The organism is Domibacillus sp., from assembly GCF_031181085.1.
Classification (GTDB): domain Bacteria; phylum Bacillota; class Bacilli; order Bacillales; family Domibacillaceae; genus Domibacillus.
In genome coordinates, this window is record NZ_JAPSLE010000006.1 from 1 (window position 1) to 22,182 (window position 22,182).

General features: G+C 45.0%; 17 protein-coding genes, 1 pseudogene and 1 riboswitch. Of the genes and pseudogenes, 9 read left to right on the top strand and 9 right to left on the bottom strand.

What is annotated here, in order from left to right; all coding sequences use genetic code 11:
• Positions 1-150: 150 nt before the first annotated feature.
• From RIN81_RS10315 to motA, 4 genes are all read right to left on the bottom strand, one after another.
• A complete protein-coding gene (locus RIN81_RS10315; RefSeq protein ID WP_309089874.1) occupies positions 151-1,545 on the bottom strand; it encodes a methyl-accepting chemotaxis protein in 1,395 nt (464 codons plus the stop codon).
• Between the two features lie 117 nt (positions 1,546-1,662).
• Positions 1,663-2,181 (bottom strand): type 1 glutamine amidotransferase domain-containing protein, encoded by a 519-nt coding sequence (locus tag RIN81_RS10320; protein ID WP_309089876.1) that lies wholly within the window; start codon positions 2,179-2,181, stop codon positions 1,663-1,665.
• A 105-nt stretch (positions 2,182-2,286) separates the two neighbouring features.
• On the bottom strand, positions 2,287-3,048 hold the full coding sequence (gene motB / locus RIN81_RS10325; RefSeq protein WP_309089878.1) for a flagellar motor protein MotB: 762 nt from the start codon (positions 3,046-3,048) through the stop codon (positions 2,287-2,289).
• Positions 3,035-3,838, bottom strand: a complete 804-nt coding sequence (motA, locus tag RIN81_RS10330) for a flagellar motor stator protein MotA (RefSeq protein WP_309089880.1) — start codon at positions 3,836-3,838, stop codon at positions 3,035-3,037. The genes motB and motA overlap by 14 nt, the downstream gene beginning before the upstream one ends.
• Positions 3,839-4,043: 205 nt before the next feature.
• Between motA and RIN81_RS10335 the strand changes: the two genes are divergently transcribed.
• Positions 4,044-5,414, top strand: a complete 1,371-nt coding sequence (locus RIN81_RS10335) for a putative bifunctional diguanylate cyclase/phosphodiesterase (protein WP_309089882.1) — start codon at positions 4,044-4,046, stop codon at positions 5,412-5,414.
• Between the two features lie 42 nt (positions 5,415-5,456).
• Here the strand turns inward: RIN81_RS10335 and hmpA are convergent, their stop codons facing one another.
• Entirely contained in the window at positions 5,457-6,653 is a 1,197-nt protein-coding gene (hmpA, locus tag RIN81_RS10340) for an NO-inducible flavohemoprotein (protein WP_309089884.1), read from the bottom strand.
• Between the two features lie 166 nt (positions 6,654-6,819).
• Here hmpA and RIN81_RS10345 point away from each other — a divergent pair, with 166 nt between their 5' ends.
• Positions 6,820-7,266 carry an RrF2 family transcriptional regulator gene (locus RIN81_RS10345; protein ID WP_309089886.1) on the top strand — a complete coding sequence of 149 codons (447 nt, stop codon included), beginning with the start codon at positions 6,820-6,822 and terminating at the stop codon, positions 7,264-7,266.
• 59 nt (positions 7,267-7,325) lie between these two features.
• A complete protein-coding gene (locus RIN81_RS10350) occupies positions 7,326-8,555 on the top strand; it encodes an aminopeptidase (RefSeq protein WP_309089888.1) in 1,230 nt (409 codons plus the stop codon).
• Positions 8,556-8,592: 37 nt separating this feature from the next.
• Here the strand turns inward: RIN81_RS10350 and gltC are convergent, their stop codons facing one another.
• Positions 8,593-9,498, bottom strand: a complete 906-nt coding sequence (gltC, locus tag RIN81_RS10355; protein ID WP_251271975.1) for a glutamate biosynthesis transcriptional regulator GltC — start codon at positions 9,496-9,498, stop codon at positions 8,593-8,595.
• Between the two features lie 129 nt (positions 9,499-9,627).
• Here gltC and gltB point away from each other — a divergent pair, with 129 nt between their 5' ends.
• Both gltB and RIN81_RS10365 read left to right on the top strand, forming a co-directional pair.
• Positions 9,628-14,220: a glutamate synthase large subunit gene (gene gltB / locus RIN81_RS10360; protein WP_309089890.1), complete on the top strand. Its 4,593-nt coding sequence runs from the start codon at positions 9,628-9,630 to the stop codon at positions 14,218-14,220.
• A 17-nt stretch (positions 14,221-14,237) separates the two neighbouring features.
• Positions 14,238-15,716 carry a glutamate synthase subunit beta gene (locus RIN81_RS10365; protein WP_309089892.1) on the top strand — a complete coding sequence of 493 codons (1,479 nt, stop codon included), beginning with the start codon at positions 14,238-14,240 and terminating at the stop codon, positions 15,714-15,716.
• A gap of 134 nt (positions 15,717-15,850) precedes the next feature.
• Here RIN81_RS10365 and RIN81_RS10370 read toward each other — a convergent pair whose 3' ends face one another.
• The gene (locus tag RIN81_RS10370; protein WP_242233802.1) at positions 15,851-16,711 is read right to left on the bottom strand and encodes a LysR family transcriptional regulator; all 861 of its coding nucleotides are present in this window, start codon (positions 16,709-16,711) and stop codon (positions 15,851-15,853) included.
• Between the two features lie 245 nt (positions 16,712-16,956).
• Positions 16,957-17,910, bottom strand: coding sequence for an ornithine carbamoyltransferase (gene argF / locus RIN81_RS10375; protein WP_309089895.1), 954 nt, complete (start codon positions 17,908-17,910; stop codon positions 16,957-16,959).
• A 153-nt stretch (positions 17,911-18,063) separates the two neighbouring features.
• On the opposite strand from argF, the gene RIN81_RS10380 reads away from it, so the two are divergent.
• Both RIN81_RS10380 and mreBH read left to right on the top strand, forming a co-directional pair.
• The gene (locus tag RIN81_RS10380) at positions 18,064-18,567 is read left to right on the top strand and encodes an acyl-CoA thioesterase (RefSeq protein ID WP_242233804.1); all 504 of its coding nucleotides are present in this window, start codon (positions 18,064-18,066) and stop codon (positions 18,565-18,567) included.
• 194 nt (positions 18,568-18,761) lie between these two features.
• Positions 18,762-19,769: a rod-share determining protein MreBH gene (gene mreBH, locus RIN81_RS10385; RefSeq protein WP_309090274.1), complete on the top strand. Its 1,008-nt coding sequence runs from the start codon at positions 18,762-18,764 to the stop codon at positions 19,767-19,769.
• Positions 19,770-19,856: 87 nt separating this feature from the next.
• On the opposite strand, the pseudogene RIN81_RS10390 reads toward mreBH, so the two are convergent.
• A pseudogene (locus RIN81_RS10390) lies at positions 19,857-20,919 on the bottom strand (nitric oxide synthase oxygenase).
• Between the two features lie 119 nt (positions 20,920-21,038).
• On the opposite strand from RIN81_RS10390, the gene RIN81_RS10395 reads away from it, so the two are divergent.
• The gene (locus tag RIN81_RS10395) at positions 21,039-21,314 is read left to right on the top strand and encodes an autorepressor SdpR family transcription factor (RefSeq protein WP_309089897.1); all 276 of its coding nucleotides are present in this window, start codon (positions 21,039-21,041) and stop codon (positions 21,312-21,314) included.
• A complete protein-coding gene (locus RIN81_RS10400) occupies positions 21,311-21,943 on the top strand; it encodes an SdpI family protein (protein ID WP_309089899.1) in 633 nt (210 codons plus the stop codon). Before RIN81_RS10395 ends, RIN81_RS10400 begins: the two co-directional genes overlap by 4 nt.
• A gap of 88 nt (positions 21,944-22,031) precedes the next feature.
• Positions 22,032-22,136: riboswitch (SAM riboswitch) on the top strand.
• The last annotated feature ends 46 nt before the right edge of the window (positions 22,137-22,182 follow it).

The following is a 22,182-nucleotide window of genomic DNA, read 5'->3' on the forward strand; positions in this document are numbered from 1 at the left end:
CTTCCGATGGATAACTGATTCTTGTACCCATAGAAAAAACACCTCCAAGTTGGCTTTTTAGGTACTTACATACCCGTTTTTCAACTTAAAGGTGTTTTTATTTGTCTCACTCTATGGGGTCAGTCCCCTTAGAGCGGGTGTTTTTATTATTTACTGGTCCCTGTTTTCGTCGGTTTGAAATTGCTTCGTTGAATCACTAAGCTCATTGGCGTGTTCATCGAGCTGCGCAGCAATAGAAGATATAGCTTCTACCGACCGGTTTGTCTGCTGAACACTGGCTGCTGCTTCTTCAATACCTGCTGCTGACTCTTGAGAAACAGCGGCAATACTCGAAATGGATTGATTCACTTTTGCAGTGTGATCCATAATCACATAAAGCGAATCTGAGATTGAAGCCACATTGGTGCTTAACTGACTGATGCGTTCTTTCATTGCAGTAAATTTATCGCCAGTGCCGGTAATCTGGTTCGTTCCTTCCGCGACAAGCTCGTAGCCGCCTTCAAGCGTTACCACCACTTCGGCAGAATCCTGCTGAACACTGGCAATAATCGAGTTGATACCGGTAATCGATTGGGCTACCTGTTCAGCCAGTTTTCTTACTTCATCCGCTACAATTGCAAACCCGCGGCCATGCTCCCCTGCCCGTGCCGCTTCGATCGCTGCATTTAAGGCAAGCAGATTGGTTTGTTCTGCTACCTGACGGATAATGCTGACAAGCTCTGTAATATCCTTCATCCGTGTATCAAGCCCTTTTACTTTTTGAAGAGCGTCTGTCATGTTTTGGTATATGGTGTTCATATGCTCAACTGACTGCTTCATTTCCTGCTCGCCTTCATCCGTTAAAGAAACCATTTCGGCTGCTCCCTGTCTGACATCCTCGCCGCCCATTGCCGCGATGGAAATATCCTCTACAAACTTACCAAACATTTCTGTTAAGGCAGTAGCAGAGCGTGCCTGCTCTTCTGCTCCAGCAGACATTTGCTCCATCATTGCCGCAATCTGGCTTGTTTCCTGCTGGACGCGGCCTGATTGTTCATGCAGCACGGTACTTTCTTCTTCTACTTTACCAGACACGTTTTTAATCCGTGAAAAAATCGAGCCGATCTGTTCATTCATTTCATTGATAGCCAGTACAAGCTGGCCGACTTCATCGTCTGCATCGGAGTGAAGCGGCTCACCATGAATACGGCCGGCTGCCATGTCATTCATTCGCTGGGCCGCCTCTTTGAGGGGACAAATAATCGAACGTACACTTCCCCAAGCCAGAACGAGGCCAATAAGTAAGGCAGCAGCGCCTAAAATCAAACTGATAGCCATAGAACGCTGTCCAAAATCGATAACGCTTTCACTTTCTTCTGCTATTTGCTTGATACTTTGTGATGAAACATCTCCGCCTTCAAGCAGCGGCGGCAACGTCTCGGAAAGAAGATTTTCTGTATTCTGGTTTAAGCTTGAGATGGCTATAAAGTTTACAGCTGAGATGATTAATGCTAAAGCGATTAATAAACCAAAACTGACAAAAAGCTTTCCACGTAAGCTTTTCATTTTTCTCACTCCCTCAAAAATAAGCAAAATATAATAGTCCTTATAACCTATTATACATTTTACTCTTAAAAAAACGACCATTTTTCCAAAAAAAAAGCCGCTTAAGCGGCTTTTTTTTTACGAGGACAATAATTTTAAAGATTCACGGTTAAATGCCGGAATATCGTCTGGCTGGCGGCTTGTGACAAGCTGGTTTTGACAGACCACTACTTCCTTGTCTTGAACCTTTGCCCCGGCGTATTCCATATCAACTTGAATAGATTTGTACCCTGTCGCATCGCGGCCTTCAAGTGATTTCGCTGTGATCAGCAGCTGCGGTCCATGGCAAATCGCAAAAACAGGTTTTTTTGCGTCCATAAACTCTTTTGTAAATTGTACAAAGCGGTCATCTGCGCGCAGCTGATCCGGGGAAAAGCCGCCTGGCAGCAGCAGGGCGTCGAAGTCGGAGGAATTGACTTTATCGATCCCTTTATCGATCGAAACGGATGCTTCGCCCTGTTTTCCTTTAACTGTTTTTCCTGCTTCTTTTTCAATTGTTACCAGCTCATGACCGGCTTCCTGGAATGCTTTAGCAGGTTCTGTGTATTCTACATCCTCAAACATGTCTGTAATAAGTACGGCAATTTTTTTACTCATAACGTGCTCCTTTCCGATTACACTAGTTCAAATGATTTACGTTTTAGATTTACCCTGCCCGATTTTCTTTAAACAAAAAAAACAGAAAGAGCGAGGCTCTTTCTGTTATTCTGTCGAAGAACTTATGGATTGCTCCGTTTCACCCTGCGGCAAAATTAAAATTTCGACGCGGCGGTTTTGAGCCCGTCCTTCAGCCGTATCGTTCGATGCGATCGGCTGGTATTCACCGTAGCCTTTCGCACTGAAAAGCCGCGGATCAAGCTGGTTATTTTTTAAGATTTCTTTCATAAAGTTCACAGCCCGCATCGCACTCAGCTCCCAGTTCGAATCAAACTGAGCAGTTTTGATCGGCATATTGTCTGTGTGACCGCTGATAATAATGCTGCGCGGCGTATCCATGACAAGCAGTTTTGAAATATCGTGAGCGCTTGCACGCTGATCCGGCTGGATTTCTGCGTCACCGGAACTAAATAAAACATTATCCCGAATACGAAGCAGAAGCCCTTCGCCGTTAAGTGCTGTTTCTACTTTGTCCTCAAGGTTATTTTCTTTTATATAATCGGTCATTTTTTTCTGCATTTCCTTGAGCTCTTCTTTATCGGCTGCCTTTAAGTTTTCCTCTTGTTCTTCCGTTTCTGTCATCGATGGATCAGAAACGGGGCTTGGAAAATCAAGAACACCGCTGCCTCCTTCAAGCTCATTATTAAAAGCGGAGGCAATGGCTTGAAACTTTTGCGCGTCCATGGAGCTGCTTGCAAACAAAACGATAAAAAGAGCGAGGAGGAGTGTCAGCAAGTCCGCATACGGGATGAGCCACGATTCATCTACATGATCTTCATGCTTTTTATGACGTTTACGCTTGGCCATCTCCTAATCCCCCTCCATCGGCATTTAATAGTTTTTTCTTTTCATCCGCAGGCAGGTAGGAAGCAAGCTTTTGTTCCAGAACGCGCGGCGCTTCTCCCTCTAGAATCGAAAGAATGCCTTCAATCATCATTTCTTTTGTTTTCGCTTCCATCGATGATTTTCGCTTTAGCTTATTTGCAAATGGATGCCATAATACATACCCTGTAAAAATACCAAGCAGCGTTGCCACAAATGCAGCAGAAATGGCATGGCCGAGCGCATCTGTGTCGCTCATGTTGCCAAGCGCGGCAATCAAGCCGACTACTGCCCCCAGCACCCCAAGTGTCGGTGCGTACGTGCCCGCCTGTGTAAAAATAGCAGCACCCGCTGTATGGCGGTCTTCCATCGCGGCGATTTCTTCACTTAATACATCGCGTATATAATCTGCGCTCTGTCCATCTACTGCAAGGTTCATACCATTTTTTAAAAAGTCATCTTCAATATCGTTCATTTTTGTTTCGAGAGATAATAATCCTTCTTTACGGGCAAGCTCCGCCCAGCTTGTGAACAAGCCGATCACTTCCTGAGGAGTCATTCTTTTTTGGTCCTTAAATAAAATACCGAACAATTTTGGCACTTTTTTCAATTCTGAACCGGGAAAAGCAATTGTTACAGCTGCCACTGTTCCAAGAATAATAATTAAAAACGCGGCCGGGTTAATTAAAACAGCGGGGCTTACTCCTTTGGCGACCATGCCGACTCCGACGGCAATAATAGCTAGAATAATACCAACAAGAGATGTTTTATCCACAATACATTAGCTCCTTACTTCTATATACTTTGATCTTTATATCGGCAGGTTCAGCCATAGTTTACACGTTTCGACAAAGAAAAAGAATGACAGAAGTGTTACACTGGCATTCTTTTTAGGCTAAACTTAATAAAACTTTAGCACCAGCTTTACATCCTTTTGCTAAACTAATCTCAATCAACTTATTTATACGAGGTTTTCATTTATGAATCTATCATTCTTTCTTTTCTTTGCGTTTGTCGTTATTTCAATCATTTTGTTTAGATTCCAGCGTAAAAGATATGCTTTTCACCGAAAGCGGACAGACTTATTAACAAACCTTCCAAACCGCCGCAGCCTCGAACAGTTTATCGAAGCCCGGACTACACCGCTCAATCTCCCAATTGCCGTTGTAGTCATTGATCTTGATAATTTCAATTGGATCAATGAAAAATACGGCTATGAAAGCGGCGACAGTGTTTTGGTTGAGTTTTCAGAGCGACTTGCGTTTTCCGCTCCTGCCTATAGTCTCGCTGCCCGTATTGAAGGAAATAAATTCGCGCTCGCTATACCCGGCACATACAGCCGCGAGGAAATTCAGACGATGCTTGCTGACCAGTTTCTTTCCCTGCAAAGCCCCTTTTATATTTCCGGCGCCCCAGTTCATCTTACTTTTTCAGCAGGTGTTGCCCTGGCTCCCGAGGATGGAAGGAACGGCCACACGCTTTTACTTCATGCTGAGCGGGCTCTGCGTCATGTGAAGCACCATGGAAAAAACAATCTTGTGCTGTATAATACCTCTTTTCAACGGCAGGACCTTGAACTTCAGCTGGCTATGAGCTTTCGAAGCGCTCTTCAAAATGGCGAATTTTTCTTGTGTTATCAGCCTAAATTGAGCATTCACAGTGGAAAGGCTGATTCTGTTGAAGCACTTATTCGCTGGAACAGTCCGGTTCACGGTACAGTATCACCCGCTTTATTTATTCCGGTTGCTGAAAAAAACGGATTTATCTTCGATTTAACAAAATGGATCTTACAGGAAGCCTGCCGTCAGATGAAAAAATGGTCAGAAACGAATCATACGTTTCAACGAGTGGCTGTTAATATTTCTGCACCGCTGTTTTTATCAGACCGGCTGCCCGAAATGATTCGTGATATTCTTCATGACTGTAAGCTGGATGCCCGGTTTCTTGAACTGGAAATAACGGAAACAGCAGTGATGGAAGACTTTCAAAATGCCTGCCGTATTATCACTCTGCTGAAAAAAGAAGGTATCACCATTTCACTGGACGATTTTGGAACAGGTGTTTCGTCACTGACGCATTTGAAAAACCTTCCGATTGATACACTAAAAATCGACAAGTCCTTTATTAACGAAGTTCATACTTCGTTTGAAGACAAAGCACTTGTTGAAATGATTATTCAGCTGGCAAACTTATTCGGGCTGTCCGTTACGGCAGAAGGTGTGGAAAAACAAGAGCAGCTGAACGTTCTGCTCAAGCTGGGCTGCGACTCCATTCAAGGTTATTTGATCAGCCGGCCTGAGCTTCCTGATGTTTTGGATGCTTATTTTACGGAAACAAAATATGGTTCCTAAAAAAAAGCCGCAGCCTCCACGTTGGGAGCTGCGGCTTTTTCATTATGCCTGCAAGGCCATTGCCGGCCCGAAAAATTCATATTTGATATTTTGCTCGTTAAAGCCAAGCTCGGTTAAATGACGAACGACAGCTTGCATAAACGGCACCGGGCCGCATACGTAGCAGATGCTTTGCGGATCAAGAACATCTTGTAAAAAGCTTTTACTAATATAGCCGGTTACATCACATACATCCGACTCATTTTTTTTCTCTTTATAAGCCACGTACATCTTTCCATTGGAAAGACGATTTATTTGTTCCGCTGCTTCTTCTTCAAATGCACGCGCCTCTTTATTTCGTGCCGCTTGAATCAGAACCGTTTTCCGGTCTGGTTCATTTTGTGCAATCGAGCCAAGCATCGCCATCATCGGTGTGATCCCTACTCCGCCCGCAATAAGCGCCACAGGCTGTGTGCCTTGTTCTAAATAAAAATCACCGGCTGGCGCACTGACTTCCAATGTATCGCCTTCTTGCAGCTGATCATGAAGGTAAACAGATACTTTTCCTTCCGGATTGTGCTCGGCTTCCCGTTTGACAGAAATGCGGAAAGAATGGGACCCAGGTGCTTGTGACAAGCTGTATTGGCGGTTCACTAAAAACTCTTCTCCAGCGATGGATGCCCGAATCGTAATATACTGCCCTGGCAGATAAGCCGGCACAGGCTCGCCGTCTTTTGCTTTTAAATAGAAGGAAGTAATTAATGAGCTTTCTTTTACTTTTCTTCGAATGACAAACTCTTTAAAATCCTTCCAGCCATGCTGCTGTTCTGCCTGGTCATACATTTCTTTTTCTACATCGATAAATATTTGAGCAATAACCCCATATGCTTCTGCCCATGCATTAATGATGTCGTCTGTCGCTGCTTCACCGAGTACGCCTTTGATCGCCTTCAGTAAATATTCCCCTACAATCGGATAATGTTCGGCCTTGATGGCAAGACTGCGATGCTTGTGGGCAATTTGTTTAACAGCCGGAAGCAGTACCTCAAGCTGATCAATGTACTTGGCTGCTGCATAAACCGTATTGGCCAAAGCCGTTTGCTGGCGTCCTTTTGACTGGTTGGCATGATTAAAAATATTAAGCAGCTCGGGGTGGGCTTCAAACATCGTTCTATAGAAATAAGTTGTGATTTCAACACCGTGTGTTTCTAAAATAGGAGCAGTTGATTTAACGATATCGATTGTTTTTTGTGATAACACAATAATTCCCCCTGGGTCTTTTAAAAAGATACATTTTTAATACATCTTATTTATACGCCGCCTGTCCCTGAAAAACAATATTTAAAAAGTATGTTTTAAAAAACGTTCACAATTGCACAAATTTCTTCTTACATGACATAATAGACCTATAGGACAGGTGAGAACGATGAAACTAACTCTTTATACAGACTACTCGCTTCGCATGCTTGTTTTTCTGGGAGCAAAAGAAGAAGGAGAACTATCTAATATAAAAGAAATTGCCGATGCGTATAATATTTCAAAAAACCATTTAATGAAAGTGACGCATGAATTAGGCAAGCTGGGCTATATCGAAACAATTCGGGGGCGAAATGGCGGTATCCGCCTGGCAAAAAAACCCTCTAATATTAATATCGGTGAAGTTGTCCGGAAAACCGAGGATGATTTTCACATTGTTGAATGCTTTGTTGATCCCGGCCGCTGCTCGATCACCCCAATTTGCGGATTGCGTCACGTATTTGCAGAAGCACTGCAGGCCTTTCTTGCCGTACTGGATCGTTATACGCTAAATGACTTTTTAGCAGACAAGGATATGCTCCGTATCTTTTTGGAATCCGACGCTTCTATTATGTAAATAATCACCTTTTTTGATAAACTGGCTATATTACATAGGCAAAGGAGACGAGAATATCGATGAAAACTTTCGAGGAACAGCTCCAAAATTACGCGCAGCTTGCAGTTACAACCGGCGTAAATATTCAGCCAGGACAAACACTCGTTGTGCGTGCGGCTATTGATTCAGCACAGCTTGTCCGCTTAATCGTAGAAAAAGCTTACCAGGCAGGCGCCAAGCACGTGTATGTGGACTGGAGCGATGACACAGTATCCAGATTAAAATACACGCTTGCACCGGAAGAGGCTTTTCATGAATTTCCAGCATGGAACAAACAAATGATGGAATCACTTGCGGAAGAAGGCGCCGCTTTTATGTCGATCGTTTCGTCCGGACCAGACTTGTTAAAAGGCGTCGATGGAAAACGGATTGCGGCCTATCAGAAAGCCGCCGGCACAGCGATGAAAAAGTACCGCGAATACATTCAGTCAGACAAAGTAAGCTGGACGGTTATCGCCGCTCCTTCACAGGATTGGGCCAATAAAGTATTTGAGGATCTTCCACAGGGAGAACGGGTTCCAGCCCTATGGGACGCCATTTTCAAAGCGGTACGTGCGGATCATGAGGATGCTGTTCAATCTTGGAAAGATCATGATGCCCGCCTTGTAGAAAAAGTTACAGAGTTAAACAAGCAGCATTTTAAAACGCTTCATTATACTGCGCCCGGCACGGACTTAACCATTGATCTGCCAGATACGCACCTATGGGTCGGTGCGGGCAGTACAAATGAGCAGGGCCATAGCTTCATGGCGAATATGCCGACCGAAGAAGTTTTCACAGTCCCGGTTAAAACCGGTGTGAACGGATACGTAAAAGCAACAAAGCCGCTCAGCTATGCGGGTAATATTATTGATGGCTTTACAGTTACGTTTAAGGATGGACGAATCGTAGATGTATCGGCCGAGCAGGGTGAAGAAGTTTTAAAGCAGCTGATCGATACAGATGAAGGTTCGCATTATCTTGGAGAGGTGGCACTCGTTCCTCATGACTCCCCTATTTCCAATGCAGGCATCCTGTTTTTCAACACGCTTTTCGATGAAAATGCATCCAACCACCTGGCTATCGGCAGTGCATATGCATTTTGTATTGAAGGCGGCAAGGGAATGTCGCAGGAGGAGCTCGAGAAAAACGGTTTAAACACGAGCATCACTCACGTTGATTTTATGATCGGTTCTGCTGAAATGAATATTGATGGTATTAAAGCAGACGGCACACGCGAAGCGGTTTTCCGCAACGGAAACTGGGCATAACGGTTAAAAAAAGATCCCGGGGTTCTCGGGATCTTTTTTAAAAGCTAAATTCGTTTAACCGGTTGTAGTATTTAATCAAAAATTCATAAAACAGCTTTTCAGACGGCGGCAGCATCCTTGATTTCGTCATGATGACCCCTACAGTCCGGGTCACACGCGGCACGCTGACCGGAATACTGACAGTCCCTACCGGTGTCTGGTCAATCAGCAGTGTTTCCGGCAGGAGACTCACACCAAGCCCTGCTTCCACTAACCCTTTAATCGTGTAAATATCCTCACTTTCAAAAGCCACAGACGGTTCAAAATTTACTTTTCTGCATGCATCAAGCACAAGTGCCCGCATATCATATCCTGTACGAAACAAGACAAACTGATCGTCCATCAAGTCACGAAGATTAATCGATGACTGCTTAGCTAAACGATGGTGAGTCGGAATAAGGGCTCTCATGTGCTCAGAGAAAAAAACATGTGTGTTGATTTCAGCCGTCGGCTCCGGAACAGGTGATACAAAGGCAAGATCGATTTCCCCCTTTTCCACACGTTCCCGCAGTTCCCGGTTGGAGCCTTGTTTAAAATCAAAGCCAACATCCGAGTATTGATTTCGAAAAGCAGAAATGACACGGGGCAATGTTTTTGTGGCTAAGGAATTCGGAAAGCCAAGACGGATTTTGCCGGCTTCCGGGTTTAAATAATCTTCAATTGCTTTTACTGCTTTATCCATCGCTTCCATCGCTACAAGAGCATGGTCGTAAAAAATACGCCCTGCATGGGTCAGGCGGACGCTGCGTCCTTCGCGCAAAAAAAGCTCAACGCCAAGTTCATCTTCAAGCTTGGCAATTTGGCGGCTGACAGCAGACTGCGCAACATGCAGATGAAAAGCGGCTTCCGTCATATGTTCCTGGCGCGCCACTTCCATGAAGTATTTCACTTGCCTCATTTCCATTTTCATCCACACTCCTGACTCATATCATTTTGAGATCAATAACTTATTAATAATATATTGATTGTATCATTTCTGAACCCTACAATAAATATAACAGAGAAAGATGATTTGAACGCGGAGGTGCACAACATGAATCTATACGGTTACCCAGAAAAACAGGGCTTATATGATCCAAAAAATGAACATGATGCCTGCGGTATCGGTTTTATTGCAAATATAAAAGGTCGTCCATCCCACAAAATTGTGCAGGATGGTATTCATATGCTTTGCCGTTTGGAACACCGCGGCGGAAACTTAAACGGAACAACTGGCGATGGTGCAGGAATTATGCTGCAAATCTGCGATGATTTTTTCCGTAAAGAGTGCGAAAATTTAAACATTACGTTACCTGCTCCATATGATTATGCAGTCGGTATGTTCTTTTTGCCACAAAACGAAAAAGAACGTGAGCAAATTCAAGTAGAAACAGAATTAATTCTTCACGAAGAAGGCTTAAAATTGCTTGGCTGGCGTGACGTTCCGGTTAACCCGGAAGCAGCTGGACCAGAAGCGCTTGTGATCGCTCCCTATGTGATGCAGCTATTTGTCGAAAAAAGCAAAAAGCACGAAACAGAAAAAGATTTTGAACGTGCGCTTTATGTAATGAGAAAACGTATCGAAAATGAGATCGGAAATAACCCGGATGTAAAAGGCTCATTCTACATCCCAAGCTTTTCAACACGGACCATTATTTATAAAGGAATGCTGACACCTGAACAAATCGATCAGTATTACGTTGATCTGGCAAAAGAAGACTATCAATCTGCTTTTTCCCTTGTTCACTCGCGTTTTAGTACAAACACATTCCCAAGCTGGGAACGTGCGCATCCGTACCGCTATTTAATTCACAACGGTGAAATTAATACAAACCGCGGAAATGTAAGCTGGATGCAGTCGCGTGAGAAAGCCGGCTATTCTAAACTGTTTGGCGATCAATACAAAGACCTTCTGCCAATTATCGATACAAACGGCAGTGACTCGGCAATGCTTGATAACGCCATCGAATTTTTAACGCTTTCAGGCCGCTCCCTTCCGCACGCAGCGATGATGCTGATTCCGGAACCATGGGACCGCGATCCGCATATGGCAGATCCGAAGCTTGCTTTTTATGAATACCACAGCTGCTTAATGGAGCCATGGGACGGACCAACCTCTATTTCTTTCACAGATGGACGCAAAATCGGTACAATCCTTGACCGTAATGGCTTGCGCCCGGCTCGTTACTACGTAACAGATGACGATCATATCATCTACTCATCTGAAGTAGGTACGATTGAAGTAGATGAAAAACGCATCGTGAAAAAAGAAACAGTCAGCGCTGGTGAAATGCTTCTTGTTGATTTAGAGGAAGGACGCATTGTTTCTGACGAAGAAATCAAGCAGGAAATCACAACAGCAGAACCTTACCGTGAATGGCTTGATCAAAACCTAGTGCACATTACAGACCTTGAAGATGCGTCTGGTGCAAAGGAAGAAGCTTTTACTGAAAAAGAAATGCTGAACCTTCATAAAGCATTCGGCTACACGTTCGATGAGCTGACAAAACAAATTGCGCCAATGGCGACAGAAAAAACCGATCCAATCGGTTCAATGGGTTATGACGCACCACTTGCTGTTTTGTCTGAGCGTCCACAGCTTTTATACAACTATTTTAAACAGCTGTTCGCACAAGTAACGAACCCGCCAATCGATGCGATTCGTGAAGATAACGTTGTATCCATGATGACGCTTCTTGGCAATGAAGGTAACATTTTGGCTCCTTCAGCCGAAAACAGCCGTCGTATTCGCTTAGAAACACCGATTCTTGGCGAAAAAGAATGGAATAAAATCGTACACAATCAAAGTCCCGCCTTCCAAACAGCTACTCTTTCTCTTCTATTTAATACGAAAGAAAAAGTAGATTTGGCCGGTACAATGACAGCTTTGTATAAACAGGCAGATGCAGCAATTGAAAGTGGCGCATCTATTCTGATCTTGTCAGACCGAGGCGTAACAAGCAAACAAGCAGCGGTCCCTGCCCTTCTTGCTGTGAGCGGTATTCATCAGCATTTAATCAAAAACGGACGCCGTACAAATGTCAGCCTTGTGCTTGATACAGCAGAAGCACGTGACGTACACCAATTCTGCTGCTTGATTGGCTACGGCGCAGATGCGATTTACCCATACCTTGCGATTGCTTCCCTCCGCTCAATGGTAGCAGACGGAACAATTCCAGGCATGACAACAGAAGAAGCTGAGAAAAACTACAACTACGCAGCAACAAGCGGCATTATTAAAGTAATGGCGAAAATGGGGATTTCCACCGTTCAAAGTTACCGCGGTGCACAAATTTTCGAAGCAGTCGGTATTGGACGCGAAGTAATCGAAACATACTTTACAGGCACGACAACAGCGCTAAGCGGTATTACACTTGATGTGGTACTTCAAGAAACGCTTGTCCGCCATCACGACGCATTCGGTAAAGGTGAATTCACAGATCCGACTCTTGATTCAAGCGGTGAATTCCAATGGAGACGCACAGGTGAAAAACACGCCTTCAATCCAAAAACGATCCACATGCTCCAGCATGCGGCACGAACAAATAACTACGAGCTTTATAAAGAATACTCAGAGCTTGTAAACGAAGAAAATATTATGTTCCTTCGTGGATTGCTAGATTTAGATTTTACTGCCCGTCCATCGGTTCCGCTCGATGAAGTTGAACCACTTGAAAGTATCTTTAAACGCTTTAAGTCCGGTGCCATGTCTTATGGTTCTATTAGTAAAGAAGCCCATGAATCACTGGCTATTGCCTTGAACCGCCTGGGTGGAAAAAGCAACAGCGGTGAAGGCGGCGAGGATTCAGACCGCTATACACCAGATGCAAACGGAGATATCCGTTCAAGTGCGATTAAGCAGGTTGCTTCCGGCCGTTTCGGTGTGACAAGCGAGTACTTAAATACAGCATCTGAGATTCAAATCAAAATGGCCCAAGGCGCGAAGCCGGGTGAAGGCGGCCATCTGCCTGGTAAAAAGGTATATCCATGGATCGCGGAAACACGTGGTTCTACACCAGGTGTCGGCTTGATTTCTCCTCCTCCTCACCATGATATTTATTCAATTGAGGACTTGGCGCAGCTTATTTATGACTTGAAAAATGCGAACCATAAAGCGCGTATCAACGTGAAGCTGGTAGCCAAAACAGGTGTCGGTACAATTGCAGCCGGGGTTGCAAAAGGTTTGGCAGATGTTATTCTTGTCAGCGGCTACGAAGGCGGTACAGGTGCTTCGCCGAAAACAAGTATTAAGCATACCGGCCTTCCGTGGGAAATCGGCTTGGCTGAGACACACCAGACTCTTCTTATGAACGGTTTGCGTGAAAAAGTAACACTTGAAACAGACGGAAAGCTTATGAACGGCCGTGATGTAGTGATTGCTGCCCTTCTTGGTGCCGAGGAATTCGGTTTTGCAACAGCTCCACTTGTTGTTCTTGGCTGCGTGATGATGCGCGTATGCCATATGGATACATGCCCAGTTGGCGTTGCGACACAAAACCCGGCACTGCGTGAAAAATTCATGGGTGATGCCGACCACGTAGTGAACTACTTGACGTTCGTGGGACGTGAAATCCGTGAATTGATGGCTGAGCTAGGCTTCCGTACAATTGATGAAATGATTGGTCAAAAACAGGTATTAAAGCCGCATGCAAGAAAAGATCAGCATCCGAAAGCGAAATACTTGGATCTGTTCCCTCTTCTTTACATGACGCCGCTTAAGCCGGGACAAAAACAATATAAAACAACAGATCAAGATTACAAGCTGGACCGTACGATTGACCGCCGTCTTCTATTAGACGCTGTTCGCCCAGCGCTTGAAAACAAAGAAGCCGTTGCGGCTGAATTTGATATTATCAATACCGATCGTGCGGCTGGTACGATTACCGGTTCCGCTGTAACACTCGCACACGGTGCGGAAGGTCTTCCAGACAATACCGTTCAATTCACATTCAACGGCTCAGCTGGACAAAGCTTTGGCGCTTTCCTTCCAAAAGGTTTGACGTTTACAGTGAATGGAGACGCGAACGATTACTTCGGTAAAGGTCTTTCAGGCGGACGCCTTGTTGTTCGTCCACACAGCGATGCAAACCTTGTACCGCATGAACACGCTATTTGCGGAAACGTAAACTTATACGGTGCAACAAGCGGTGAAGCGTTTATTAACGGCCGTGCCGGAACACGTTTTGCTGTTCGTAACAGCGGTGCCGATATTGTCGTTGAAGGTGTAACGGATCACGGCTGTGAGTACATGACAGGCGGACGTGTTGTGATTCTTGGTCCAACTGGCCGCAACTTTGCAGCTGGTATGTCCGGTGGTATTGCTTACCTGTACGCGCCAGAGCGTGATCGTACTGAAAGCCGCGTCAACCGTGAAATGGTTCTGACAGAATCATTGGACGGCTCACAAGAAGAAAACGAATTAAAAACATTGATTACACGTCACCTGCAATGGACAGGCAGTCCGATTGCCAGTTCTATTCTTGAAAATTGGGAAACGGAGAAACACCACTTTATCCGTGTTATCCCTTACGAATACAAAGAAATGATGAAATCTATTTCTTACTATGAACAGCAAGGAATGAAAACGGCTGATGCGAAGTACGCAGCATTTACAGAGAAAAAAATGCCAGTCGTTGAGAACGCGTAAGAAAGGAGAATGAATTGATGGGGAAAGCTACCGGTTTTATCGAATATGAACGCAAAACAGCTCCAGGGCGCAACCCGGCTGAACGGGTAAAAGACTGGAGAGAATATACGACAAAGCTTCCGGAAAAAGAACTGCAAATTCAAGGAGCCCGCTGCATGGACTGCGGGACTCCTTTCTGCCACACTGGCCAGATGATCGGAGGTACACCGTCCGGATGTCCGCTTTACAATTTGATTCCAGAGTGGAACGATCTCGTATACCGGGGCCGCTGGAAAGAAGCGCTGGATCGTTTGCTGAAAACAAATAACTTCCCAGAGTTCACGGGCCGTGTCTGCCCTGCTCCGTGTGAAGGATCTTGTACAGTGGCGATTACAGATCCTGCGGTTGCCATTAAATCGATTGAAAAAGCGATTATCGACAAAGGATTTGAAGAAGGCTGGATTACACCAAATCCACCTAAACGCCGCACTGGCAAACGTGTAGCTGTTGTTGGTTCTGGTCCTGCCGGCCTTGCCGCAGCAGACCAGCTGAACAAAGCCGGCCATCTTGTAACGGTATTTGAGCGCGACGATCGTATCGGCGGCTTGCTTATGTACGGTATCCCTTCTATGAAACTTGAAAAAGAAACGGTTGAACGCCGCGTTAACCTGCTCAAAAATGAAGGTATTGAATTTGTTGTGAACACAACAATCGGTAAAGATATTACAAAAGAACAGCTGAAAGAAGAATACGATGCGGTGATTCTTTGTGCGGGTGCGCAAACACACCGTGACATTGTGATTGAAGGCCGTGACTCAGAAGGTATTTACCTTGCGATGGATTATTTAACAAGAAGCATTAAAGGCTTGTTGAATGAGTCTGAGGAAGGAGTAATCTCTGCAGAAGGCAAAAACGTCATCGTAATTGGCGGTGGTGATACAGGTGCTGACTGTGTGGCAACAGCGATTCGCCAAGGCGCTAAAAGCGTTGTTCAATTTGGCAAGCACGAAGCTCAGCCTGTGAGACGCACTAAAAACAACCCGTGGCCACAGTATCCAAATGTATTTGAATTGGATTACGCGTATGCAGAAGCAGCTGCTGTTTACGGTGAAGACCCACGTGAATATTTGATCGCGACAACAAAGTTTGTAGCGGATGAACATGGTAAATTAAAAGAACTTCATACGGTTCGTATGGAAAAAACGTATCTTGAAGATGGCAGCTATACAATGGAAGAAATTCCCGGCAGTGAGCAAGTGTGGCCTGTTGAGCTTGTGCTTGTAGCAATTGGCTTCAGCGGAACAGACATGCCGCTTGCTTCCCACTTCGGTGTAGATACAACAGCACGCAATACTGTACTTGCGAAATACGGCAAATACACAACAAACGAAGAAGGCATTTTTGCGGCCGGCGATATGCGCCGTGGACAAAGCCTTGTTGTTTGGGCGATTCATGAAGGGCGCGAAGCTGCACGTGAAGCAGACCGCTTCCTTATGGGTGAAACAAAGCTTCCTTAATCAGCTCTCCAAGCTGCCTCTTACCAAGAGGCAGCTTTTTTCATATTTACTACTATAGAATAGAGGGCCTTCTTTACGCTGTCACAGCAATTATATGAGCCTTATATGCGCATAAAAAAAAGAACCAGCTCCCGCTAGTCCCGTCTTAAATAGTGTAAAAAGGTTTCTGCTGTTTTCGTCATAAAAGGGGCGTCTGGAATGATCGCATAAAAATTTCGCTCATAATACAAATTCCCGCCGCCTACAATCTTCAGCTTCTCAAGCTCCAGCTCATTTCTAATCGTCCATTCCGACAAAAGAGCCACTCCCAGTCCTGCTTCAACTGCTTCTTTAATAATCTGCGTGCTGCCAAATTCCAAAATCTTAGCCGGCCGAATGCCGTTTTTCGCGGCGAACCAGTCAAATGCTTCTCTTGTGCCAGACCCCTGCTCCCTGACAATCCATGTTTCTTCATTTAAATGAACACGTTTTTCACTGTTCTCTTTTTTTCCCTTGATCACGTACATTTTGTCGGAGGCAATTTTTTCAGCAATCAGCTTGTCTGAAGCCACTGTTCCTTCCACAACGCCAAGGTCAATTTCATTATGGATGACCTTTTCAGCAATTTCCTGCGTGTTCCCAATTGTAATATAGGGGTCAACGGAAGGAAACTTATTGAGGAAATCCGCTACAATGTGCGGCAAAATATATTCTCCAAATGAATAGCTTGCGCCAACGGCGAGCTTCCCCTTTACTTCACCGGCTAAATCCTCCACTGCCTGCTTCATCTTATCATTTAGCGTAGAAATTTCCCCGCCGTAATAAGCAACAAGGCTGCCTGCTTTCGTCAAACGGATTTTTTTGTTTGTTCGGTCAATTAATTTAATGCCAAGCTCTTCTTCAAATGACTTAATATACTGGCTTACAGCCGGCTGGGTGATAAACAGCTCTTCTGCTGCTCTTGAAAAGTTCATATGCTTTACTACAGTTAAAAAAACCTTTAATTTTTGTTCCATATCCGCCCACCATCATACGTAATTGCTTTTCACTTTTTATTAGCTGTTTCTATTTTAGCATGATTGGGAAGGAAAAAGGGAATTGAAGGCAAACAAAAAGCATTCAGGTGTCCTCCAATGACCTCTGAATGCTTTTTGTTGTTTTAAAGGGATCAGCTATTCTCCGATAACAGCTGAAAGTAAGTATCTCGTTGCGTCCAGCCGTTCTCCGATAACCGCTGAACAAGAAGAGATAAGAGATGTGTTTATTTTTTCATTAAGCTGTACAGAACTGCTTTTTGAGCATGCATGCGGTTTTCAGCCTGCTGGAACACGACAGACGCTTCTCCGTCCATCACGCCGGCAGATACTTCTTCCCCGCGATGCGCTGGCAGGCAATGCATAAACTTGCATTCTGGGTTCGCTTGGGCAAGCAGTGCTTCGTTCACCTGATACGGCGCAAAAGCTTCCAATCGAAGAGCAGACTCTTCTTCCTGTCCCATACTGGTCCAGACATCCGTGTAAATAAAATCGGCTCCCTGCACAGCTTCAGCCGGATCTTCTGTAAAGGTAACGACTGCGCCTGTTTGAGCGGCAATTTCCTTCGTTTTTTGAATGACTGTACTGTCTGCTTCGTACCCTTTCGGTGCTGCTAAAGCAAAGTCCATGCCCATCATTACAGCGCCAATCATTAGAGAGTGAGCAACGTTATTGCCGTCGCCGATATACACCATTTTGCTGCCTTTAAAGCTTCCTTTAAGCTCATATACCGTCAATAAATCAGCCAGCGCCTGGCATGGGTGGTATAAATCGGTCAGCCCGTTAATAACCGGAACCGATGCTGCTTCTGCCAGCTTTTCGATTCGGTCATGGCCGTGCGTACGGATCATAATCCCGTCCAGGTATCCTGATAACACTTTACCCGTGTCTTCAATGGTTTCACCACGGCCAATTTGCAGCTGGTCTGAGCTTAAAAACATGCCGTTGCCGCCAAGCTGAAGAATGGCTGCTTCAAATGAGACACGCGTTCTAGTGGAATTTTTCTCGAAAATCATACCGAGAATCTGTCCTTTTAAAGCATCAAAATAAGCTTCTTTTCGTTTTTTCATATCGTCAGCCAGAACGATCAATGCTTCTACTTCATCTGCGTTGAAATCGAGAAGTTTCAAGAAATCTTTTCCTTTTAAATCGAGTTCTTTTACTTTTTCTATCGTGATCATAAAAGTCACCCCGACGTGCCGTCACCGTTGTTATATTTATATTTATACACTATACAGAATTAAAATACAACCTCTTTGCCAATTTTTTTTGCTTTTCTTTCTAAAAACTTTCTCTTCATGTATACTCTTTACGGAAGGAAAAGGTGATAAAGGATGAGAAAAAAAACACGAATGCAAGATACGATCACGGTAAAATCCGCTCAAGTATTCCCGCCAGATACGAACTATTACGGTACACTATTCGGCGGAAAACTAATGGCTCATATTGATGACGTGGCTTCTATTTCCGCAACACGCTTTGCACGCAATCCGACTGTCACTGCTTCTACGGACTCTGTTGACTTTATACGGCCGATTAAAGTAGGCGATACGGTTACACTGATGGCCATGGTTACGTATACAGGCCGTTCCAGTATGGAAGTTTTCGTCCGGGTAACCTCTGAAAATCTCATTACAGGTGATAAAGAGGTGGCGGCTCTTTCTTTTTTGACATTTGTCGCAATTGATCAAAACGGCAAGCCCGTGGAAGTCGGCGAGGTTATACCGGAGACAGAAGAAGAAAAATGGCTGTTTGAAACAGCACCTGCCCGGGCCGCTCATCGGAAATCCAGAAAAGATCATAGTAAAGAACTAGCTGCCTTTTTTAAAAAGGTATGACCTTTGTACCCTCTTTTTCGTAACAAAATTTAAGTTTTCGTAACAAGAACGCTCTTTCTCCCTGTAAGAGCGGCTTTTTTCGTTGTCATGACTGTAATATACAAAGATTCATCTTTTTGTCCCATGTACGGGTGTTTCCCTTCTTTCTTATAATGGGCGCAGGCGAAAAAATGCCGTTTGGAGGAATGGATACTATGTTGGGACAAGCTGAAATCGGTATTGATTTGGGCACAGCAAATTTGCTCGTTTACAGCAAAGACAAAGGCATCATTTTAAATGAACCTTCTGTTGTAGCCCTTGATATGGATACGAAAAAAGTACTTGCGGTTGGCGCGGACGCCAAAGAAATGATCGGAAAAACTCCTGGGCGTATTGCCGCTGTGCGCCCGATGAAAGATGGAGTAATTGCTGACTTTGATGTAACCTCTGAAATGTTAAAAGAATTAATGAAAAAAGCGGGAAAAGCGGCTGGATTTACGATCCGCAAGCCAACGGTTGTCGTGTGCACACCATCCGGCGCAACGGGTGTAGAACGCCGGGCGATTCAAGATGCCATTAAATCAAGCGGTGCCAAAACGGTGCACTTGATTGAAGAACCGGTCGCAGCCGCAATTGGTGCGGACCTTCCGGTAGAAGAACCCATTGCGAATTTGATTGTTGATATCGGCGGCGGGACAACAGAAGTAGCGATTATTTCGTACGGCGGTGTTGTTACGTGCAATTCAATCCGCCTTGCTGGTGATAAACTGGACGAAGACATCATTCAATATATTCGCAAGGAATATAATTTGTTAATTGGCGAACGAACAGCAGAAAAAATAAAAATGGAAATCGGCTATGCGCCGGTTGAGCACAATGAACTTCATATGGATGTGCGCGGCCGTGATCTTGTAACCGGCCTGCCAAAAACAGTACGTGTCAGCTCTTATGAGATTCAAAATGCACTGCGTGAGTCGCTTATGGCCATCCTGGAAACGATCCGCGTTACGCTGGAATCTTCCCCTCCAGAGCTGAGCGGTGACATTGTCGACCGCGGTGTTGTGATCAGCGGCGGCGGCTCGCTTTTAAATGGCCTTCAGGAATGGCTGGCGCAGGAAATTATCGTACCGGTTCATTTAGCGCCAAATCCGCTTGAATCTGTAGCGATTGGAACAGGACGCTCGCTTCATGTCCTCAAAAAATTACAAAAAGTGACGTCATAATCAAAAACAGGCTGCCATTTTCGGCAGCCTGTTTTGTTTAAACATGTCGTTTCGGGTTCGGCCTATTCTATACAAGCTGCCCATCCTTTATTGGTAAGGAGCAGCCTGATAAAAAAAGTTTGGTGACAGAATCGCATTATCATAGGTGCGATGGAAAATATGGGTGGCAGCGGGAGATACGGGCGGAATAAGCCACGCCCAGTCTCCCGTTGCCCTTCTGCCCGCTGCTTCTTCGTTTTGTTCAAATATGTGGTGCTGTCCCGCTGCCGTATGGTGATCGACAATGATAACCCCGGCTTGTTTAAACGAGTAAAGAACAGCAACATTCAGCTCTGCAAGAGCCCGGTCTTTCCATAAAGAAGAAGCATACTCCGTGTCCAGGCCGATCACGTCTGCCACAGCTGGCAGCCGGTTGTACCGGTTTTCATCGGCCAAATTACGTGCACCGATTTCTGTACCCATATACCACAGCCGTTAGACGGCGCAGCTTGGTAGTCGATACCGCCAATCTCAAGCCGCATATTTGAAATGACCGGGACCGCGTACCATTTAAGCTTCAATTCTTTAAAAGCCGGAATGTCCGGATGGACAAGGTCCACTTCCACCCGGCGTTCTTTCGGAACATCCTGCCAGACGGGAGGATTACTGCCGATTTGGACGATCCAGGGCAGCAGATCAAAGTCACTTCCTTTTCCCCGCCAGCCGAGCCACTCACACTTTTCGGTCAGCGTGCGGGAATATGGTCTCCGGCATGTTCATACCCCGCATAGCGAAGCATCTGATGATTCCAAATTTGAATTTTTTGTTTATGTTGATCCGGCCGGAAAATCGTAATAGCCAGCCGGATTTTACCGTCATTGTGAGCAAAAACAACATGCCGCTCAAGTGCACTAAACACATCCAGCGCTGTTTCGGCAGTTCGTTCATCAAACACATGGAGCGTCTGCCAGAACAGCCAGCCGATACAGCGGTTGCTGTTCTGGCAGACGCTCCATATTCCAGTTCTTCAAAGGTATGTGTATATGTACGATTCTTCTATTTCACGGTAAACCTGCTCGAACCTCGCTTTCGCTTCTTCACCCGGCCGGCTTGTTTCCTGATAAAAATCGATAATAAATTTCTTTGCTTTCTGCCATCGTGTTTTGTTCATGCTCGATCCCTCTCTTTATCAAAATTATACCAGTATGTGGGCTTTATGACCTTGAACATTTCGTATCCTCCGGTTATGATTTAGATAATTAGACAATAATCTAAATAAGGAGGCTGCTCATGTCTGCCACTCTTGTATTTAAGGCTCTCTCTGACCCCACCCGGCGCTTTATTATCGAGCTGCTGAAAAAACAGGATATGACAGCCGGTGACATTGCAGAGTATTTTCAAATGACTAAACCGAGTATTTCCCACCACCTTCACACGCTGCAAAATGCCGGACTTGTTTTGTCTGAACGGAAGGGCCAGCACATTATTTATTCACTCAATACAACCGTTTTTCAGGATATTGTTGCCTGGATGCTGACGGTATCTGGAAAGGAGAAAGGAAAATGAAAAATCGTTTCTTTTGGATGATCGTGTTACTCGCTTTTTTTGCCAGTATTGCTGCACTTCCCTACCTGCCGGATCAAATCGCAACACATTGGGGTCCCTCCGGAGAAGCCGATGGCTATTCTTCAAAATGGTTTGGCGCTCTTTTCGGTCCCGCGATGATTCTTTTGATTGGCGGTCTTTTTAAGCTTCTTCCCAAAATAGATCCGCGCCGGCAAAATTACGATAAGTTTCAAAGCAGCTACTCCATTATCACCAATGCCTCACTGACTCTTATTTTCGTCATTCACCTCCTGCTGCTCACAAATGGGCTTGGCTATGAAGTGCATATGGATACCGCTGTTTCTCTTTTGATCGGCGCTCTTTTTATGATTATTGGAAATTACATGCCCCGTATGCGCCCCAGCTATTTTGTCGGCATTCGGACACCCTGGACGCTTGCAGACGACCGTATTTGGACTAAAACACACCGCACTGGCGGATGGCTGTTTGCTGCAGGCGGGCTTGTGCTAATGGCATCGGCTCTTTTGCCGGCTGCTGTTAAAATACCGACACTGATTGGTGTGGTCATTTTAATTATCTCTATCCCTTATCTACAATCATATCTTTTATTTAAGAAAAGCCAGCATTAACCAGTCCCTTTTATCGAAAATTGCTCTTGACTGGATGGTATAGAGACGATATGATATTTTTAATTATTCTTGCAATTTTATAAACTCATTCTTATCAAGAGAAGCCGAGGGTACTGGCCCGATGACGCTTCAGCAACCAGCCGTACGGTCAGGTGCTAATTCCAGCAGACTGAAACGGTCTGGAAGATGAGAAGGAACGGACAACACATACATGTTGAAAAGCCTTCTTGCCATTAAGA

Bases quoted from the DNA above. Each gene is read 5' to 3' on its own strand.
- RIN81_RS10315 (WP_309089874.1), bottom strand. From the start codon at position 1,545: ATGAAAAGCTTACGTGGAAAGCTTTTTGTCAGTTTTGGTTTATTAATC.
- RIN81_RS10320 (WP_309089876.1), bottom strand. From the start codon at position 2,181: ATGAGTAAAAAAATTGCCGTACTTATTACAGACATGTTTGAGGATGTA.
- motB (WP_309089878.1), bottom strand. From the start codon at position 3,048: ATGGCCAAGCGTAAACGTCATAAAAAGCATGAAGATCATGTAGATGAA.
- RIN81_RS10335 (WP_309089882.1), top strand. From the start codon at position 4,044: ATGAATCTATCATTCTTTCTTTTCTTTGCGTTTGTCGTTATTTCAATC.
- RIN81_RS10345 (WP_309089886.1), top strand. From the start codon at position 6,820: ATGAAACTAACTCTTTATACAGACTACTCGCTTCGCATGCTTGTTTTT.
- RIN81_RS10350 (WP_309089888.1), top strand. From the start codon at position 7,326: ATGAAAACTTTCGAGGAACAGCTCCAAAATTACGCGCAGCTTGCAGTT.
- gltC (WP_251271975.1), bottom strand. From the start codon at position 9,498: ATGGAAATGAGGCAAGTGAAATACTTCATGGAAGTGGCGCGCCAGGAA.
- gltB (WP_309089890.1), top strand. From the start codon at position 9,628: ATGAATCTATACGGTTACCCAGAAAAACAGGGCTTATATGATCCAAAA.
- RIN81_RS10365 (WP_309089892.1), top strand. From the start codon at position 14,238: ATGGGGAAAGCTACCGGTTTTATCGAATATGAACGCAAAACAGCTCCA.
- RIN81_RS10370 (WP_242233802.1), bottom strand. From the start codon at position 16,711: ATGGAACAAAAATTAAAGGTTTTTTTAACTGTAGTAAAGCATATGAAC.
- argF (WP_309089895.1), bottom strand. From the start codon at position 17,910: ATGATCACGATAGAAAAAGTAAAAGAACTCGATTTAAAAGGAAAAGAT.
- RIN81_RS10380 (WP_242233804.1), top strand. From the start codon at position 18,064: ATGAGAAAAAAAACACGAATGCAAGATACGATCACGGTAAAATCCGCT.
- mreBH (WP_309090274.1), top strand. From the start codon at position 18,762: ATGTTGGGACAAGCTGAAATCGGTATTGATTTGGGCACAGCAAATTTG.
- RIN81_RS10395 (WP_309089897.1), top strand. From the start codon at position 21,039: ATGTCTGCCACTCTTGTATTTAAGGCTCTCTCTGACCCCACCCGGCGC.
- RIN81_RS10400 (WP_309089899.1), top strand. From the start codon at position 21,311: ATGAAAAATCGTTTCTTTTGGATGATCGTGTTACTCGCTTTTTTTGCC.